This window comes from Stenotrophomonas sp. DR822, assembly GCF_019793815.1.
In the GTDB taxonomy this organism is placed as follows: Bacteria; Pseudomonadota; Gammaproteobacteria; order Xanthomonadales; family Xanthomonadaceae; genus Stenotrophomonas; species Stenotrophomonas indicatrix.
On the sequence record NZ_CP081826.1, the window covers coordinates 402,512 to 421,225 of the forward strand.

An 18,714-nucleotide genomic window follows, 5' to 3' on the forward strand; every position below is an offset into this window, starting at 1 on the left:
GCATGCAGAAGCGGGAATACACGATTGGCGTAACAAGAATTCCAGGCTTGTACATACGTCCAAATGCGAAGGGGGCAGGGGATGCGCACGCGAACCTTTGGAATGCTGGCCGTCGGCATGGTCGCCTTGTTGGGATTTGAAGGGGCGGCCATGGCGGACTTGCCGAAGAACATGATTTTCTTCATGTCCGGAACTGCTTGCCCGGCAGGCAGCAGCCGGCTCACCAATGCGAATGGCAGGATGCTGCTGGTGGCCAACGATGCAGGTGCGATCGGGTCGACCTCGGGAAAGGCGCTGGCAGACCGCGAAGATCGCAGGCACAAGCACAAGGCGAAGGTTTCGGCCAATTTGAACGAGCATTCGATATCGGCTGCCAGCAGTTGCTGCAACAGCCAATCGACCCGCAAGGGAGAGCACTCTGCGGAGCTGGAGACCGACGAGTCGACATCCGCGCTGCCGTTCGTTCAATTGCTTGCCTGCAAGGTCGATTGACTTCTCCTTCAAGCTGCACGTTTTCCAACATCAAGCGCCGTGCTGCGACCTCGGGTCCAGTACATGCCTGACCACGACCGCTTTCGCCTTACGCTCACTCAAAAGGTGCGACATGGCTACCACGCGTCGTCTTTCCCGGCCAACCCAGGCCCCGCTGCTCGCAGCTCTGCTCCTGTACGCATCCGCGCCGCAGATCGTTGCAGCAGCTGATGCCATGCCATTCTTCACGCAGGCCTATTTTGCCGGCACATGCCCAGAGGGCTGGACCTCGGTCGATGGTGCCAAGGGACGCTTTGTGGTGCCCGCGCCCCTGGGCGCCGGTGTCGGCGGCTTTGCCGGAGATGCGCTTGATGGAAAAAAGCCTCCGGCGCACAGGCATCAGCGCATCAACGGCAAGATCAATCTCCCATCGAAGAATTTCGTGCTGATCGGCGGTTGCTGCAATGGCAGCCTGGGTGATTCCGGGGACTATGCGGTGAGCGGTGCCTCCGAGGAGGCGAGCGGTGACCTGCCTTACGCCCAGTACGGCCTCTGCATCAAGACCTCCAATGGCGATGGTTCTGCCATCCCGTCAGGTCTGATGACCTTCATGGCACAGACGATGTGTCCTGCATCGTGGGAGGTGGAAAACTCAGTTGCGGGGCGCTATATCGTCGCGCTCCCCGATAATGGCACGCCCTACTACCAGTTCGGCGGGAAGCCGCTGGATCCAAGCGAAGTGCGCAGCCACGTGCATGGCGTGCAGGGAAAGATTCCGTTCAGTGGCCATGACATCGCCGGCGCCAGCGGCTGCTGCGCCAGCGGCTATGCGTCCAAGGGCGATTTCAACATCGTCGATACAAAGACGGCGCCGGTTGCCGGGCAGCCGTCCGACAGCGCGGTGCAGGCGCCGTACTACACCGCGCTGATGTGCCGGAAGCACTGAGTCCGGCTTTCGAAGGGCAGGGAGAGCATCATGAGCTGGGGTCACTTTGGCGGCGAACGGGATCGGGAGCGTGCCGACGCCTCCGATCGTAATGCGCCAGGCACGGCCGCCGTACGGGTGCGCAATCGCACTTGCCCATCGTGGATGCGTGCAGTTGTGGCAATGTGCTTGACTGCGGCAGCGCTTGCCAACGTTGCGGCGGCACAGCAGGCAATGCAGGTGCACGGGGAAAGCGCTGCTGAGGTGCGCCCCGGTGAAGTGGATCCCATCACCAACCCGAAGCGGCTGACGATGTTCCCGGTCAGCACCATCGGAATGCTGGCGAGTCAGAACTCATCGCTCTACAGCGATCTGTTCGACTACGCCGCAGCCAACGCAGCGCTCACCCAGTGGAGCGTGTCGGCGCAGAAGCTGCAGCCGGGAGATTCCTGCCAGCAGTCACAGCGGCGACGCCTTGCCCATGGCCGTGTATCCACGCCCGATTTCGAGCAGGCGGTGTGCATGACCAACTTCGGCATCACGGTTTATACAAGCCCTCTGAAGATCAACGATGGTCAGCGCGCAACGCTGTCCTTTGCCAATCCATCCACCAGCATGGCGGGCCGCAATTTCGATCTGGCGGTCGGGGAGATCGTGCGGCGCCCCAACCAGGATGAACAGCCCCAACAGATGATCGTTGCCGCCTATGCCAACCTGCAGCAGCGACTGCAGGTCGACGTGATCCTCTGGACGCCAGGAGCGGGTTCGCAAGGCGGACTGGAAGTGGCTGCCTCCTATGTCGGCCCGGCCGATGAGGCGCCCACCGGCGACGTCGCGGTGACGCTGGGGGACTACATGAACGACGGCACCCTGCAGATCGTCACTGCCGCCGATGCGTCGGCTGGCGCAGGCGCCGGACGCATCCGCCTGGCGGCGTACCGCTATGCGGGCGACGGCAGCAAGCACACCCTGCAGCGAGTCGGCAGCTCCTATGCGTACGATGTCCCCAGCGGCCGCCCGAGTTCGATCGGGCTCGCCTCGGCGGACTTCGTTGGCCGGGGCCATGAGCAGTTCATCGTGAGCTATCTCGCCCAACGGGACGCCGGCACCGACCAGATGCTGTCACTGGTCTATTTCGACCCGGCCAAGCTGGAGCAGATAGGGCCGCCGAGGGCAAACTCCCTGCTCGGACCTGTCGCCGGCAACTCCTACGCCGATCTCGCCACTGGCCTGTTCCAGTTCGATCCCAGGACAGCCACTCCGGCAAGCGATCCGTTCTTCAGGCGGCAGCTGGCGGTCGCCTACGTGTCACCCGAGGGCAGAGTAATGGGGCGCGTACTGCAGGTCCGTGATGGCACGCCGCCATCCTTCCATGCCGGTCCGGAAGCTCAGTTCTCGTCGGACCGATCGCCGGTCGCAACCACCGGGTTGGGCCCGATGGTTGCGGCAGGCAATTTCATCGGCCTCAGGAACGATGGCGTCGATCCGCGGCACCAGCTGGCGGTGGCACTGCCCCAACGGGGTGACCAACCCGGGCGCATCCTGCCGGAGATCGTTGTCGCCCGTGTCAACAACGAGTCGTTTGCACTTGATCCGGTGTATCGCCATCGCATGCCCAACTACGAGAGCACCGGCCTGGTCTTCGGCGTGCCGATCATCGCCTATGATCGTGGTGGTGATTCCCTGTACCTGGGAAATCCAGCGCACATCACCATCCAGGACATGATCGATCCGCAGTACGTGGTCGGCATGCCGCCGCGCCACGTTGATGCGCTGCCTGACCCCGGTGGTGATTCCCCCTACCGGATCGTCAACCTGCTTGGCGGCTTCGGGCCATCGGCGTTCAGTGTCACCTTGCGTGACAGCGCAGACAGCACGCTCACCGAGACATCAACCAACTCCAGCTCGTCCCGGTTTGGTGGCGGCCTTACGCAGACCGTGGGCAGCAGCGTCGGTGGCGGCTTCATGAACATTGCCAACTTCGAGACGTCACTCTCGGTAAGAACGGCGGCATCGTTCGAGACCAACAGCATGGAGCGCACGCTCAACAACGCCTACCAGTCGATCACCACCCAGAAGGCCGCCACCACCACCCAGGACGACCACTTGGTATTCAACATGCGCCTGATCGATATCTGGCGCTATCCCGTTTACGGCGTGAACCAGGAGCGCTCGGGCCGGTTCCCCTTCTACGACATCGTCATACCCGGGCAATTGATGGAGTACAGCGGCGGCGGCCTGAACTACGACTGGTACAACCCGTCGCACCAGAACTACAACGCCACCAGCTATCCGGAGATCCCGACGCAGGGTCTGTTCGCCACCGACATCGGCACGTTCAGCTTTCGCGATGAGGCGGGGAAGACCGTCGAGGTGGCGGGAAAACCGCTCAACAGCCCCATCGCGCGTGCCTTCGATGGCAATGCCCAGACGTTCAGCCTCGACTACACCAGGGAGTCCGGCTCCAGCAGCGAGAAGTCCTTCTCCTATTCGCTCAGCAGGAGCATCGACATCACCACCGGATTCCGGGCGTCAGCGGAGGTGCGCATGTTCAGCGGCAGCGCGAACTACGAAGGCACCGTCAGCCTGTCTGACGCATCGAACTGGGAAAGCAGCGTGGTCGCGCAGCGTACGATGCGCAACTCGCGGGGAATCACCCTCGATCAGCCGGATGTGCCCGGAATTGCGTCACGGGCCTATCACTACCAGACACTGATCTATGTCACCGGCAATGGCGGCATCAAGGTCGCGCATGGAACCGACTTCCTCCGCTCTTCCGGTGGATCGCAGTGGTGGAAATCCACCTATGGCGGACGACCGGATCCTGCCCTCAACCTACCGTGGCGCATGGCCTACGACCCGACGCAAGGCGCGTGGACACTGGCGCCGCAGGACGAGTACTTCCGCTTGCGTGGACTGGCGCTCACCGAGGCCTTGCCGGACGATGTGACCGGTGAGTACGCACCGCTGCTGGGTGGCGTGGATGCAGGAACCAAGGTCAGGATCGTGGTGCCGGTGCACAACTACTCTCTCGATACAGCTGCGCAGAAGGTCGTCGTCGCCTTCGCCTATCGCGCAAAGGCGCCGGACGCCGACAGGCTGGGCGGGCGCGAACCGGTCTCTGCACACGAAGAGGACTATGTCGAGTTCGCTCGTTCAAAGCCGGTCACCATTGCGCCGCGCGGTATCGCCAACGTCGAGGCGCTGTGGAATACCGCCAACCTGGGCGGTAGTGACGCCGGCACTGCCTATGAGTTCAAGATCACCGTGGACCCGGACGATGCGATTCCGGACAAGTTGCATGGATCGGATCCCGCCGCCGGTGCGCAGACCATCGGCCATTGGCCATGGAATGGCGGCTTCTGGGTATTCAATGCCCAGAAGCCTGGCGCGGGCACGCGGCGCCATGACCTCCTTCAATCGCCACAGACGCCTCGATTGACGCTGAGCGTGCCGGCGCCCGCGCGACCGGCAGGTGAGGGCAGGGCGGCTGAAGGCAAGCGCACTGACGTTGCCACCGTGATCATCGATATGCCGGCAGCGGACCGCTCTCTGCGTCGACTGATCATCGGTGGCATCGACGCCGACGGCAGACGCGTCGCGCTGGCGTCGCGCTCCCTCTATGGACTAGGGCCCGGCCAGCATCGGTTTGACATCAGGCTTGGGGCCGCGGATGGCCCGGTCGGCCTGGCATCGCTGCACGCCTGGATGTCCTCGGGTGCGCTGCGCGGAGAATCACGCGCCGGCATCAGCACGCAGGACGTGGATGCGGTGCATCCCGGTCCAAAGGAATCGAATCCAATAGAAGGGGAGTGATGCGTGACGAGGCGAGGCAGTCGCCTTCGGTGATCCACCCGTACCGGTTGGCGTGAGGCTATGCCGCCGGAATATCGACTTCTATGCATGGAGGGGTATCCCGATGAGAACGACCATTGTTGTTGCGATGCTGCTTGTGGCTGGCTCGATTTCCACAGCGAATGCCGCACAGTGCTATCAGGGGAGGGCCACGGTGCGACAGAACGCGCCAGCGAACATGTGCACGCAGCCGGAAAAGGGCTATGCCAACACCGGCAAAGGTCCATTGACCCATGACGGTTGCACGGCAGCCAAGAACCAGGCCGCCACCAAGCTGCGAGCGCGCCTGCAGCAGAGTTGTCGCGCCTATGTGCAGACCAATGAATCGTGCACCGTCATCACCGCTCCAACCTGTACCTGACAAGGGTGGTGAGGTCGTTTGCGGATTCATGCCTGCTGGCGGCGGGTTGGCTCGGGCCGGATGCCGGGGCCGATCCGACTGCTGGCGCTCGAACAGACAACAGGGACTACGGCGATGACGGACTGCAGAACCTTCAACGGGGTCACCGAGGCCATCTTCAGCTGCGTCAAGAAGAAGAGCTTCGAGGAGCACGGCACGGTCTACGAACCGGCGAATGCGAACCAGGGCAAGGCAACGACGAAAGTGCCGGTGGTCGGGACGGTGGTCGTCAGCTTCAGCTTCGATCCAACTGCGGGAACGATTGTCTACTGCATCATCTCAAAGCCCTGGATCGTGTCCGCTTCCCAGGTCTTCGATGGCATCGGCGACACCATCAATTCCTGCCGGAAGTCGTAGGGCCTGCGCAGGCACGCCGATGGCATGCCTTGCGCCTCCTTGCCCCACCCATGCTGCAACGCAAGGTGTAAGCCACCATTCGCACTGGTACGGTCCTGCCCGTTGCACCACCAACGACGGGGAGAGACGACGATGCGCAAGGTAGTGCTGCTGTTGATCCTGCTGACCGGACTGGCGCCCACCGCCTGGGCCGCCACGGTCAAGACCACCCACCGCACCCTTCCCAGCTGGGACGGCACGCCCCTCGGGGTCTTTGTCATCGAGCCCCAGGACGCAGGTGGCGGCAAGTACCCGCTGCTGGTGATGCCCAGCAGCTGGGCCGTTCCCAGCGTGGAGTACGTAGGGGTGGCACAGTCGCTGGCCAAGCGCGGCTACGTGGTCCTCAGCTACAGCTCGCGCGGCTTCTGGGAGTCCGGCGGGGCCATCGATATTGCCGGGCCGGCCACGGTCGAGGATGTCAGCGCATTGATCGACTGGGCGCTGGACAACACCCAGGCCGACCCGGCGCGGATCGGCGTCTCGGGCATCTCCTACGGCGCCGGCACCAGCCTGCTGGCGGCGGCACGCGATCCCCGCATCAAGGCGGTGGCCGCCCTCAGCGGATGGGCCGACCTGCAGGCGTCGCTGTACGCCAACGACGCCCCCAGTGCTCAGGGAATCGCGCTGCTGGTGGCCGCCGGCCTGGTCACCGGCCGCCCCGGGGCAGAGCTGGCCACGATCAACCGCAACGTGGTGGTCGGCAACTACCAGGGGGCAGTGGAATCGCTGCTGCCCGTGGCCGCGATCCGCAGCCCCGCTGCGAGCATCAGCGAGATCAACGCCAACCAGCCGGCCGTGTTCCTGGCCAACGCCTTCAACGACAGCCTGTTTCCACCGGGTCAGCTGGTGGATTTCTTCAACCAGCTGAAAGGCCCCAAGCAGCTGCAACTGCGCCACGGCGACCATGCCCTCAACGAGGCCTTGGGCGCACTGGGCATTCCCAACGAGGTCTACGACTCGGCGGGCGACTGGTTCGACCATTACCTCAAGGGCGTGGCCAACGGCATCGACCGCGAGCCGGCGGTGCAGCTGAAGTCGCAGAAGGGCAGCTGGAGCAGCTACCCGAACTGGCAGGCGACCAACAGTGGTGCGGTCAGCTACGCGTTGACCGCACCCGGCGGCCTGCTTCTGCCTACTGGCGGCCTGGCTGAGAACGGGCGCAGCAGTGGCTGGAACTACCGCATCGGCAGTGGCCTGGGGACCGCCGCCAATTCCGGCGTGGCGATGGTGTCCGGCTCGCTGCAGATGATCAACCTTCCGCCGGGTGCGTACGTGCCTTTCATCGGGCGCAACGCCGCAGGTGTCTGGCAGGGGCCGGTGTACTGGAACGCACGCCGCCTGGACGGCGCGCCGGAGGTACGGGTGACCGTTACCCCCAGCCGCGCCAACACCACGCTGTATGCCTATCTGTACGCGGAAGATGTGCTGGGCAATGGCCAGCTGATCAGCCACAAGCCGTACACCCTGCGTGGCGTTGCGCCCGGTCAGGCGACCACCCTCGATCTGCGCCTGGAAGCGAGCAGCTGGAACCTTCCGGCGGGCAGCCGGCTGACGCTGGTGGTCGATACGGTGGACCTGCGCTATGCAGGCATCAGCCAGTTGGGCGGGGCGGTGACCTTCAGTTCGCCCGCGTCCGCGCCATCGGTGCTGAAGGTGCCGTTGCATTGAGTTGATCCCGTGCCCGCCGTGGCGGGCACGGGTACTCCCTGTGCGCACCGGGGTCGCCACCACGTGCTGGAGTCAACGCTTGCCGGCCGTCCTGTATCGGGACGCACCTGTCCGCTCAGCGCGCTCCTCAGGCCTGCACGTCCTGTGTCTGCACCATCTGCACCACCACCTTGCCCTTGGCGCGGCCGCCGTCCATGTAGGCCAATGCTCTGCCGGTTTCCTCGAAGGGAAACACCGTGTCCACCACCGGGCGCAGGGCGCCTGATTCGACCAGTGCCGTGACCTGTTCCAGCTGTTGCCCATCAGCACGCATGAACACGAAGCTGTACCGCATGTTCGTGCGCGCGGCCTTGCGGCGGATGCGAAGGCTCAACAGACGCAGCACCTGCCGAAGCGGCCAGGCCAATCCTCTTGCCGCACCGAATGCCGGCGTGGGTGGCCCGGAAATGGAAATAAGGTGACCGCCGGGCTTGAGGATGCCGAGGGATCGATCGAGTTCGTCGCTGCCGAGGCTGTTGAGGACCACGTCGTAGTCACGCAGCACGGCAGCGAAGTCCTGCTGCCGGTAATCGATGACGACGTCCGCACCCAGAGCCTTCACCCAGGCAACGTTGGCCGTGCTGGTGGTGGTGGCGACGAAGGCGCCCAGGTGTTTGGCAAGCTGGATCGCAATCGTGCCGACGCCACCGGAGCCGGCCTGGATGAAGACCCGCTGTCCCTTCTTCAGTGCTGCGGTTTCGACCAGCACCTGCCAGGCGGTCAGTGCCACCAGTGGCAGGGCGGCCGCCTCGACCATGCCAAGGTTCTTCGGTATTGGTGCTACCGAGGAGGCCTTGACCGCGATGTACTCGGCAAATCCGCCGATGCGATCATCGTCCGGGCGGGCATACACCTGGTCGCCCGGCTTGAACCGGCCTGCGCGATCGCCGACCCGCACCACCGTCCCGGCCACATCGTTGCCCAGGATCAACGGAAAGCGATAGGGCAGGATCTGTTTGAACTCGCCGTGCCTGATCTTGCTGTCCAGTGCATTCACGCCTGCGGCATGAACCCGGATCAGGACATCCTCGTCGCCCACATGCGGCTCGGGCACGTCGGCGATTCGGCCGACGTCCTTGCTGCTGTAGCGGTCAATGATGAAGGCTTTCATGGCGGGCGGTTCCTGCAGTGATGGGGCCGGGTGGATGCAACGGAGGCCGGCCTCAGGCGCCGGTGCGGTAGCGCTCTGCGGCGTGCGCCTGGCGGATGTCGCCGAGCAGAGCCTGACGTGCGCCATCCAGCGTGTCCCAGCGTTCGGCCACGTGCAGCGGCGGAATGGTCACCGTTTCGCGACGATCGAAGCCGACCAGCGCTGCATCGACCAGTTCGCCCACGTCCATCACTTCAGCAAGCGTGGTGATGTCGATACCGGCGCGTTCCCAGATCTCGGTGCGCGTGGCAGCGGGCAGCACCGCCTGCACATGGACGCCCTTCGGGGCCAGTTCCTGGCTCAGGCCCTGCGACAGGAAAAGCACGTACGCCTTGCTCGCGCCGTACACGGACATGCCGAACTCCGGGGCAAGGCCAACCACCGATCCGATGTTGACGATCGCGCCGTTGCCGGCACCGACCAGCCGCGGCGCAATGGCGGCGGCCAGGCGCGTGAGCGCGGTGGTGTTCAGGGTGACCAGGCGGTCGATGGCGTCGGCCGACTGTGCGAGGAAGTCGCCGGACTGGGCGATACCGGCATTGTTGATGAGGATGCCGATGCGCGCATCGTCGCGCAGCCGTGCCTCGACCGTGGCCAGCGCGTCAGCCTGGGTGAGATCGGCCGGCAGTATGTCCACCGCCACGCCGGTCTCTTGGCGCAGTCGCGCGGCGAGTGCTTCCAGTCGGGCGCTGTCACGCGCGACCAGGACAAGGTCATGCCCGCGCCGCGCGAAGCGGTCGGCATAGGTAGCACCGATGCCGCTGGAAGCGCCGGTGATGAGGACGGAAGGGAGGACGGACATGATGGAATCTCTGGACGGGGGACGTGTCGGATGCGGGCGGCCGCGTTACTGCGCGTGCGCTTCAGCCAGGGTGGGGTAGTCGGTGTAGCCTTCGGCGCCACCGCCATACAGCGTGGCCGGGTTCAGTGCCGCCAGCGCTGCGCCGCGCTTGAGGCGCTCGACCAGATCGGGGTTGCTGATGAACGGGCGACCGAAGGCGACCAGATCGGCCTTGCCTTCGGATACTCGGGCGCTGGCCAGCTGCAGGTCGTAGCCGTTGTTGGCCAGGTAGGTGCCGTTGAAGCGACGGCGCAGCCCATCGAAGTCGAACGGTGCCACATCGCGCGGGCCACCCGTGGCGCCCTCGACCACATGCAGGTAGACAATGCCCAGTGCGCTGAGTTGATCGACGATGTAGTCGTACTGGGGCTGCGGATCGCTGACGGTGAAAATGGCATTGGCCGGCGACACCGGCGAAATGCGCACGCCGGTCCGGACAGCGCCGATTTCGCCCGCCACCGCAGCGGTCACCTCAAGCAGGAGGCGAGCACGGTTCTCGACCGAGCCGCCATACGCGTCGGTGCGCTGGTTGGCCCCGTCCTTGATGAACTGTTCGAGCAGGTAGCCGTTGGCGCCGTGGATCTCCACGCCGTCAAAACCCGCTGCGATGGCGTTGGCAGCGGCTTGGCGGAAATCGTCGACGATGGCGGGCAGCTCGTCGATGTGCAGGGCGCGCGGCTCGGACACATCGACAAAACCATTGTTGACGAAGGTCTTGGTCTGCGCGCGGAGGGCCGAGGCGGAAACCGGCGCGGCGTTGCCGGGCTGCAGGTCGACGTGCGAGATGCGGCCGACGTGCCACAGCTGCACGAAGATGTGCCCGCCGCGTGCGTGCACCGCATCGGTGACGGTGCGCCAGCCGTCGATCTGGTCCTGCGTGTACAGCCCCGGGGTGTCCTGGTAGCCCTGCGCCTGCGCCGAGACCTGGGTGGCTTCGGTGATGATCAGGCCTGCTGACGCGCGCTGGGCGTAGTAGGTGCTGGCCAGCGGACTGGGCACCAGGCCCTCGCCGGCGCGGTTGCGCGTCAGCGGTGCCATCACGATGCGGTTGGCCAGCGTCAGCGGGCCGAGGGGATAGGGCTGGAAAAGCGTGGCGTCGGACATGGGAGGGTGGCTCGTCTACGGAGGAAGGGTCTGGATCAATGATTATGACCATAATCATTGATGTCAATGGTTTGATGATGAATATAATCCATGTGTGTTAAAGTGCCCTCCACACGCGACACGACTCCCAAGGGCGAAGGCTCATGAAGGTCACCAAGGCACAGGCGCAGGCCAACCGGGCACACATTGTCGAAACCGCCTCCACGCTGTTCCGCGAGCGCGGCTACGACGGCGTTGGCGTGGCCGACCTGATGGCCGCCGCTGGCTTCACCCATGGCGGCTTCTACAAGCACTTCGGCTCGAAGGCCGACCTGATGGCCGAAGCAGCCGCCTGCGGCCTGACCAGCTCGGCCGCAGCGGTGGCTGATCTGGATGTCCAGGCATTCGTCAGCGAGTACCTGTCCCGCGCGCATCGCGACGGGCCCGGCCAGGGTTGCACGCTGGCGGCGTTGTGCACCGATGCGGCGCGGCAGACGGAGGCGGTCAAGGCTGCCTTTGCGGCCGGCATCGAGGCCAGGCTGGCAACACGTGCCACGCAGGACGGGCAGGCGCAGCGCGATCAGGAGGATGCGGCGCGTGCGCGCAGGATTGCGCTGATGGCTCAAGCGGTCGGCGCGCTGGTGCTGTCGAGGTCCTGCCCGGACGAATCGCCGCTGGCGGACGAAATCCTGGATGCATGCCGGGCGGATCTGCTGGCCCGGCTTGTGGACGAGCCTCGTAACTGAACTGCGGCTTTTTCAGTCAGGAAATTCGCGTTTCATCCTGCGGCTGACATCGTACGGCCAGGGTGCGTTCGGATGCTGGCAGGTCTTCTCGAAGGACCCCTCGAATGGTGCACTGTCGGGAGCGTCCTTGCGGTCGGTACAGGCATTCTGCGGCCTGTCCCTCGCTGCATTCCGGCACCGCGGCTGGCGCCGGCAGCGTTTGGTCAGATCCCGGGTTTGTGCCAGTGGGCCATCGACAGCATGTGGTCGCGGCTTCGTCGCTGCATAACCCCAAGACGGCGACCGTCAAGAAAGTTGTGCGGCTGCCGCTAATGCGCAGGAGGAGGGCGTATCGCTCTCTCGATGTCGCATTCCTGATCCAGATATAAGGACGTAGTTCTGTGAGAATCACTGTGGTTTTGGCGCTGGCGCTGTCTGTCAGCGGATGCGGCATGCTTCCAAAGAAGGAAACACGCGAGCAGACGGCGGCTGCGTCCCGCCTCTATCCGGGTAAATCAATCGATCAGGTGCGCACCGCGGCTACTGAGGTGTTGAATCTACTGGCGCCGGGGAAGATGAAGTACGACGCTGGCGCGCCCGGTATTGCAGCCAAGCGTGAATATGGCTATGTGGAGCGGCGCATGGGCTACCAGGGAACCATGACGACGTTCTACAACGTGCGCATGACGGCGGTGAGCTGGTATACCGTTGCCTTCTCGGAAGAAGCGGGTGGCACGCGTGCCCGGTTTGCGGTGCAGACCCGTGCCGATGACCAGAGCTCGTACTGGGCAAATCCGGCGATACCGGAGATTCACAACAGCTTCCGCCAGGATCTCCTGATGGACGGCCGTTACGGCGTGGCCGATCTGAAGCTGTTCCACGACCGCGTCGAGTACGTGTTGGGGTTGCGCCCGCAGTGGACATCGTGCGACGAGGTTAAGGAGCCGGGCATGGCCCTCGAATTCTGTGATCGCGCCGGTGCCAGCGACGTGGGTCCAGCGCAGCCGTGACCGAATCGGGTCCGGCCTCTGTTTGATATATGCAGGGGCGGGCCCGAACCTGGAGGCGTCCTGTTGCGAAGGTTGAGCGGTGCCAGCACACTCCTCGCCAGCCACTCCCTTCAGAAACGTCCATGTCCCTTCGGATCACCTGCCTGTGCGGCACAAATACCATGGAGCTGCATGGCCGTCCCGCTGCGCAGGCGAACTGCCACTGCGCCACCTGCAGGGACTTCTACGGCGTTGCGATGCTCTCGGCCACCGCATGGGCGGCCGAATCGGTGAGCGTTTCGGGGACGAAGAATGCGCGTTTCCAACATCCGTCCAAGCAGCTTTCAAAGACCTTCTGCCTGAACTGTGGCGATGTGTTGTTTGGCACCAATCGCTTGGGCATGCGCGTGGTTCCCAATGCTGTGGTTGCCCGAGCTGCTGATGGCGTACTGGATGCAGCGTTTGCGCCAACGATGCATCTGTTCTATCGGGAGCGTGTCATCGACGTAGCAGATGCGCTGCCGAAGTACCTCCATGGGTGGGATGGTCCGCTTCATGTGAGCCAGGAATATCCGCAGCCATGTCCTGGCCCCTGACGATGCGAGGAAGCAATGTCCATGGATAAATCGTTGGGCAAGATCAAAAGGACTGCGCAGTTGAACTTGCCAATCACTCACGACCTGGTACTGGATACGCTCCGGAAGAGCCTTGAAGGCCTGCCCGCGACCGATGGCGTGGGCCTGCCATTACTTGCAGTGTGCGCAGCATTTGATGACTTCAACGCGCTTTCCATTGGAAGGAAGCTCGATGAGGAAGCGCTTACCAGCCTGTTCCTGGGGCACCTGGGGTCGAGCATCCGCCATGCAAGCTGCATCTGGCCAGAAGGCGACGTTGGCGGCAATCGCATGGGCCTGCGCTGGCTCCATTACAGCCGCCCGGCAGAAAACACCTTTGGCAGTGACTTCGCGTTGCTGATCGCCGCACCTGGGCAGGACGAGCGCTACCGGTTGGCGGTCTTCCAGGCCAAACGCTGCGATGGGTCTGCCGTTGACCTGAAGCGGGCACCCGCATGGGATCTGGGTGAGAGTTCCGATGGCAATGGGGCTCCAGCGTCGGTCAGCAAAGCCAGTAGGGATCAGCTGGAGAAGGAACGCAAGGCAAAGCGTGTGGAGGAAGCCGACGCCGAGCTTGAACGCTATCTTGGGTGGTTACAGAAAACAGATGCCGTACTTGCGGCTGACCAGATTTCGGAAATCGAACAGCGACAGCCCGGCAAATGCTGGCAACTTACCAAACTGGTCATCCTTGCCCTCAGGCTGAGGCACCAGTTCAACAGGCCGGCGGCGACAAGCGTGAATTATGTGCTGTGGCCAGAGCAGACCGGTAGGCCTGTGACCTATGCGCCCGTGGCCCATGCCAGATTGGAGCGTCTGGTTGACAGCAAGAGACCCACGACAGCGCCGGTGGCGCAGCGGGATACCGCGTCCGGGGAAGCGCTTGGGCGTAGCAGGCAACGTCTGGAACCACCCCAAAGCGAGCTTCGCACGCTTTTGATGGCGTGGCTGACGGAAGACGGGGGTAGCGGCGACTCCTTGAGCGTGGACGAAGCTGCCGACGCCTGCCAATTGATCACTGACTGTGTCGGCTCGGTCGCCATCGTCGACCTTCGCAGTTCAGGGCCCGCACTCACCCTGGATAGCAGGATCGGGCTGGTAGCGCCCGCTGCAGCACTGTCTACCTACGAACACGCGTTCGAAGGGACCGTTTGCACGCCCTGATGCAGATGGGCGAAAGAGGCACGGGCCCTGCGATGCTGCAACCCGCATCGTGCGGATTGCAGCAGAACCGTCTTCGTCCTGCAGGTGCTGGTCTCAGCGGGCGTCAGTGGCACCACCCGAATCATGCAGGCTGCGCAGCTTCTTCTTGTTGATCTTGCCCACGCTGGTGCGTTCCAGCGAATCGACGAAGCTGACGCGGTCGGGGATCGCGTAGCGGGAGATATCACCGGAGCGGCTGCGTGCTGCGACCAGTTCGATGATCTCCGCCTCGGTCACATCGCTGCCGTGCTGCCGGACCACCAACGGCAGCGGTCGCTCGCCCCATTTCGTATCGCTGATGCCGATCACGGCGACCTCGTTGACTGCCGGATGCAGGGCGATGATGTCCTCCAGGGCGAGCGAGGAGATCCACTCGCCACCGGTCTTGATCACATCCTTGATGCGGTCGGTCACGCGCAGGTAGCCGCTGCCATCGATGTTGCCGATGTCCCCGGTGTGCAGGTAACCGCCGGCCCATAACGCCGTCGAAGCGTCCGGATTGTGCAGATAGCCATGGGTGAGCCAGGGCGTACGCACCACCACTTCCCCGGTGGCGATGCCATCGTGGGCAACATCATTCATGTGTTCGTCGACGATGCGCAGATCCACCAGCGGCACCGGAATGCCGGCCTTGGTGCGCAGGGACAGCTCCTCGTCCGGGCCGTCCACGGCGTCGGCATCGATCTGCGCGAGGGTGAGCAGCGGGCAGGTTTCGGACATGCCGTAGCCACCGAAGATGTCGATGCCACGGGCCAGTGCCTGCTGCGCCAGTGCCCGCGGTAGTGCCGCACCACCGATGATCACCTTCCAGTTGCGCAGGTCGGTATCGGCGGCAGTGGGATGGCCCAGCAGCATATGCAGGATGGTCGGCACGCAGTGCGAGAACGTCACCTTCTCGCGGGCGATCAGCGCCAGCAGCGTGCCCGGCAGGTAGCGGCCGGGGTAGACCTGCTTGATGCCCAGCAGCGTGGCCACGTACGGCATGCCCCAGGCATGGACGTGGAACATCGGCGTGATCGGCATGTAGACATCGTCGCGGTGTAGGCGCCCCTGGCTGGACGCGCTGCCGAGGGCTGCCATCGCCGCAAGCGAGTGCAGTACCAGTTGCCGATGGCTGAAGTACACGCCTTTGGGCAGGCCCGTGGTGCCGGTCGTATAGAACGTGGTGGCGCGGGTGTTCTCGTCGAAGTCCGGGAAGCGGGTGATGGGCGTGGCCTCGCGCAGCCCGGCCTCATACTCGGTCACGAAACCCGCTGGCAGCGGGCCCTTATCATCATCCAGCAGGATGCGCGTGCGCACGTCCGGCAGCTGTTCTTCGATGGCGTCCAGCACCGGCAGGAACTCGCGGTTGGCTAGGATCACCCGCGCACCGCTGTGATTGAGCGTATAGGCAATCTGCTCGGGCGCCAGGCGGATGTTCACCATCATCAGCACCGCTCCGATCATCGGCACGGCGAAATAGCTCTCCAGGTAGCGGTTGCTGTCCCAGTCCATCACCGCCACGGTATCGCCGCGCTTTACCCCGAGCGAGGTCAGCAGCCCGGCCAACCGGCCGATGCGCGCCTGCAGGGTGCGGTAGTCGAAGCGGACCTTGTCGCCGTAGACGATCTCCTGCCGTGGTCGCACTGCCAGAGGTGTCAGCAGCAGCTGCTTGATCAGCAGGGGGTAGGCATGAGGCTCGGCGGCGGGCGCGTCTGCGGCGGTGGCGAATGACATGTGATCTTCCTGATGGGGCGGCGCGTCAGCGGCCGGGGGGCGCGGGAATGGACAGCTGCTCGCGCAGCAGCGGCGCCTCCGCGCGTGGGCTCGGCTGGATGAGTGCATCCTGCGGCAGCGCTCGCGCTGGATCTTCAAGGTGTTCCCACACCTGGTCCATCGCCGCGAACAGGTAGGGCAGCAGCGGGACGTAGCGCTTCCGGTAGTCCGGGAAGGCCAGCAGCGAGTCGAAGTGCTGCGCGTTGTTCACCCGCCAATAGGCGATCTGCGCCCCGGCCTTGCGGGCAAGTGGCACATAGCGATCACTGGTCATGCTGATCGGGACGAGCCCGTCGTCCAGGCCATGGATGACCACGATCGGCAGGCCGCGACGCGGCGCCTTGGCAGTCGCTGCGGTGATGCCGGCGCGTACCCGTCGGGCATCGGCGCTGTCGCCCTCGCCCAGTGCGCGCAGGCAGTTCAGGCCACGCAGCGGATCAGCTGCCGCCCCGGTGGCATTGCCGTCCACCAGAACCACGCCGCTGCCCGGCGGAATGCCGCTGCCCTCGCTCCACCAGGTCGCACGAACCTCGGCCGTGGCCGCGTGGGGTCTGCCGTCGGTACCGGCGGCCGAGAAGCTGTACGCGCAGGGATGTTCGCCCGTGGCGTAGCGTCCATAGGCTGACGAGTAGGTCACTGCGATGGCGCGCCACAGATCGAAGCCGGTGGAGAATGCGCCGGCGCGAAGTGCATCGGCGCTCAAACCCGCGTCGAGCAGCTGCTGCCGTGCCGACCGTGCCTGTGCTGCAGTGTCATCGCCTTGCACCAACCCAGCGGATTTCAGCGTGGCACATCGCTGGGTCCACCCCGGCACGGCCTGCGCCCGCATCGGCGGTTGTGGTAGATCGTCCTCCGTCAGCAGGGCACAGGGCATCAGCAACGCGGCCTGGGTGACGAAGTCGTACAGCGGCGGAGCGCCGGCCACCGAGACATTGGGTTCGCCGGCCACCATCGCATCGAACCAGTCGCCTTCGATCTCCGCCGCACGCAGCACGGCGCCACCGCCATTGGATACGCCCACGCCCAGCGTGCGCGTGTTGGCCGCAGTGAACGGGGCCGACTGCGGATAGGCGCGGTCCAGCGCCTGCAGGCCGAACTGCAACGCCTGCAGCAGATGGCGTCCCCAGTCTGCTTCCGGGTTGTCACCGGAATGGGCATGTTTGAAGGCGATTCCCTGCGCGGCGGTCGCACCCGCAGGAAGGAAGGCCAACGCGCCTTGGCTGGCTGGCGTGCCGTCTGCCTGGACGCCGGCCTTGGCGTCCAGATCGTAGTAATCACTGCCGGCGCCCTTGTCGGTATAGGCGACCGCGCAGCCATGTGCCAGGCCCCAGCTGCCGGCAACCGCGATCGCGCCATGGATGCCACGCGAGCCGGAAGACGCCGCGACGACCAGGCAACGCCGCGCGGTGTCGAAACTGTCGGGCACCTGCACCAGTACCCGATGGGGATGGCGGGCGCCGGGAACGCGCGCATAGGCGGAGAACTCGCGGCCGGGTACCGCCTGCAGGCTGCCGTAGACATCGCCAAAGCCGCCGCCGGGTGTCAGGTCGGCGATGCCGCGCCAGCTGCTCCAGATCGCACGACGCCGGACTTCCTCCGCTGTAGGCTGGGCCGGGTTGGCAAACGCCGGCGCGGTGGCCGAGCGCAGGGCGTCGATGCCCAGGCCTGCGGTCAGCAGTTCGTCGCTGCCGCGATGCACGGATTCCCGCCACTGCTCGAACACCGGTACAGCGGTAGTGGGGCGGGGCGGAGCGGCGTGGGTGCTGGAGATGCTGCCCAGAAGCAATGGCAGCGCGGCGCACAGCAGCATGACGGGGCGGTGGATGTTCATTGCTCCACCCTAACCATCCGGGCGGCGCACGCCAGCGTACCTTGGTACCCGTGCCCAGCCCCGGGCGATTTGCTAACCTCGGCTGGACATGCCGACCCTGCTCATCGCCGATGACCACCCCTTGTTCCGCGCGGCGCTGCATCGCGCCGCCGAAGAGGCGGTGGCTGACCTGCAGATCAGCGAGGCCGATTCGCTGCACGGCGTGCTCGAAGCGATAGAGAGCCAGCAGATCGATCTGATGCTGCTGGACCTGCACATGCCGGGCAACCACGGCCTGGCCGGACTGGCGACCATACGTGCGCTGCAACCGGGGCTGGCGATCATCATCGTTTCGGCCAATGAAGAGCCGCACGTGATCCGCCGCGCCATCGACCTGGGCGCAGCCGGGTACCTGCCCAAGAGCTCCGGCCTGACCGACCTGCAGTCCGCACTGCAGACCGTGCTGGAAGGTGAGCGCTGGATACCGGCGCTGCTGCGCGAGACGGTGGCGCGGGTGGCGCCCTTCAGCAAGGACGCCGATCTTGCCGCGCGCTTGTCCAGCCTGTCCGCGCATCAGTACAAGGTGCTGAGCCTGGTGGCCGAAGGGCTGCTCAACAAGCAGATCGCCGACCGGCTGGGCGTGCAGCTGCGCACGGTCAAGGCACACATGACCCGCATCATGGGGCGACTGGGCGTGCGCAATCGCGCGCAGGCCATCCGCGTGCTGCACGAGATGGGGTTGACCGACCCATCCCGGCAGATCGAAGACGCGCAGGACGCTTGATCCTTC

The 18,714-nt window shown here is 64.8% G+C and carries 16 protein-coding genes; 11 read left to right on the plus strand and 5 right to left on the minus strand.

The window, feature by feature from the left end; translation table 11 throughout:
• The first annotated feature begins 81 nt into the window (after positions 1-81).
• The 6 genes from K5K93_RS01985 (at position 82) to K5K93_RS02010 (ending at position 7,715) form a co-directional block, all read left to right on the plus strand.
• Complete coding sequence (locus K5K93_RS01985) at positions 82-492, plus strand: hypothetical protein (RefSeq protein ID WP_222389506.1); 411 nt, start codon at positions 82-84, stop codon at positions 490-492.
• 112 nt (positions 493-604) lie between these two features.
• Entirely contained in the window at positions 605-1,417 is an 813-nt protein-coding gene (locus K5K93_RS01990) for a hypothetical protein (protein WP_222389508.1), read from the plus strand.
• A 30-nt stretch (positions 1,418-1,447) separates the two neighbouring features.
• The gene (locus K5K93_RS01995) at positions 1,448-5,212 is read left to right on the plus strand and encodes a hypothetical protein (RefSeq protein WP_222389510.1); all 3,765 of its coding nucleotides are present in this window, start codon (positions 1,448-1,450) and stop codon (positions 5,210-5,212) included.
• Between the two features lie 217 nt (positions 5,213-5,429).
• Positions 5,430-5,612: a hypothetical protein gene (locus tag K5K93_RS02000; protein ID WP_049470759.1), complete on the plus strand. Its 183-nt coding sequence runs from the start codon at positions 5,430-5,432 to the stop codon at positions 5,610-5,612.
• A 60-nt stretch (positions 5,613-5,672) separates the two neighbouring features.
• Entirely contained in the window at positions 5,673-6,008 is a 336-nt protein-coding gene (locus K5K93_RS02005) for a hypothetical protein (RefSeq protein ID WP_222389513.1), read from the plus strand.
• Between the two features lie 132 nt (positions 6,009-6,140).
• Positions 6,141-7,715, plus strand: coding sequence for a CocE/NonD family hydrolase (locus K5K93_RS02010; RefSeq protein ID WP_222389515.1), 1,575 nt, complete (start codon positions 6,141-6,143; stop codon positions 7,713-7,715).
• A 127-nt stretch (positions 7,716-7,842) separates the two neighbouring features.
• Here the strand turns inward: K5K93_RS02010 and K5K93_RS02015 are convergent, their stop codons facing one another.
• From K5K93_RS02015 to K5K93_RS02025, 3 genes are read right to left on the minus strand one after another with little or no spacing between them, the layout of a single operon-like run.
• Complete coding sequence (locus K5K93_RS02015) at positions 7,843-8,865, minus strand: NADP-dependent oxidoreductase (RefSeq protein ID WP_222389517.1); 1,023 nt, start codon at positions 8,863-8,865, stop codon at positions 7,843-7,845.
• A 52-nt stretch (positions 8,866-8,917) separates the two neighbouring features.
• Complete coding sequence (locus tag K5K93_RS02020) at positions 8,918-9,706, minus strand: SDR family oxidoreductase (RefSeq protein WP_164279923.1); 789 nt, start codon at positions 9,704-9,706, stop codon at positions 8,918-8,920.
• A gap of 45 nt (positions 9,707-9,751) precedes the next feature.
• Positions 9,752-10,849, minus strand: coding sequence for an alkene reductase (locus K5K93_RS02025; protein WP_222389519.1), 1,098 nt, complete (start codon positions 10,847-10,849; stop codon positions 9,752-9,754).
• Between the two features lie 143 nt (positions 10,850-10,992).
• On the opposite strand from K5K93_RS02025, the gene K5K93_RS02030 reads away from it, so the two are divergent.
• The 4 genes from K5K93_RS02030 (at position 10,993) to K5K93_RS02045 (ending at position 14,320) form a co-directional block, all read left to right on the plus strand.
• Entirely contained in the window at positions 10,993-11,574 is a 582-nt protein-coding gene (locus tag K5K93_RS02030) for a TetR family transcriptional regulator (RefSeq protein ID WP_222389521.1), read from the plus strand.
• Between the two features lie 380 nt (positions 11,575-11,954).
• Positions 11,955-12,563, plus strand: a complete 609-nt coding sequence (locus tag K5K93_RS02035; RefSeq protein ID WP_222389523.1) for a hypothetical protein — start codon at positions 11,955-11,957, stop codon at positions 12,561-12,563.
• A 122-nt stretch (positions 12,564-12,685) separates the two neighbouring features.
• Positions 12,686-13,138: a GFA family protein gene (locus K5K93_RS02040; protein WP_222389525.1), complete on the plus strand. Its 453-nt coding sequence runs from the start codon at positions 12,686-12,688 to the stop codon at positions 13,136-13,138.
• Between the two features lie 21 nt (positions 13,139-13,159).
• Positions 13,160-14,320: a hypothetical protein gene (locus K5K93_RS02045; RefSeq protein ID WP_222389527.1), complete on the plus strand. Its 1,161-nt coding sequence runs from the start codon at positions 13,160-13,162 to the stop codon at positions 14,318-14,320.
• Between the two features lie 93 nt (positions 14,321-14,413).
• Here the strand turns inward: K5K93_RS02045 and K5K93_RS02050 are convergent, their stop codons facing one another.
• Both K5K93_RS02050 and K5K93_RS02055 read right to left on the minus strand, forming a co-directional pair.
• On the minus strand, positions 14,414-16,075 hold the full coding sequence (locus K5K93_RS02050) for a fatty acid--CoA ligase (protein ID WP_222389528.1): 1,662 nt from the start codon (positions 16,073-16,075) through the stop codon (positions 14,414-14,416).
• Positions 16,076-16,100: 25 nt separating this feature from the next.
• Positions 16,101-17,945 (minus strand): D-(-)-3-hydroxybutyrate oligomer hydrolase, encoded by a 1,845-nt coding sequence (locus K5K93_RS02055; protein WP_222389529.1) that lies wholly within the window; start codon positions 17,943-17,945, stop codon positions 16,101-16,103.
• Positions 17,946-18,033: 88 nt separating this feature from the next.
• On the opposite strand from K5K93_RS02055, the gene K5K93_RS02060 reads away from it, so the two are divergent.
• A complete protein-coding gene (locus tag K5K93_RS02060) occupies positions 18,034-18,708 on the plus strand; it encodes a response regulator transcription factor (RefSeq protein WP_222389530.1) in 675 nt (224 codons plus the stop codon).
• Positions 18,709-18,714 lie beyond the last annotated feature (6 nt).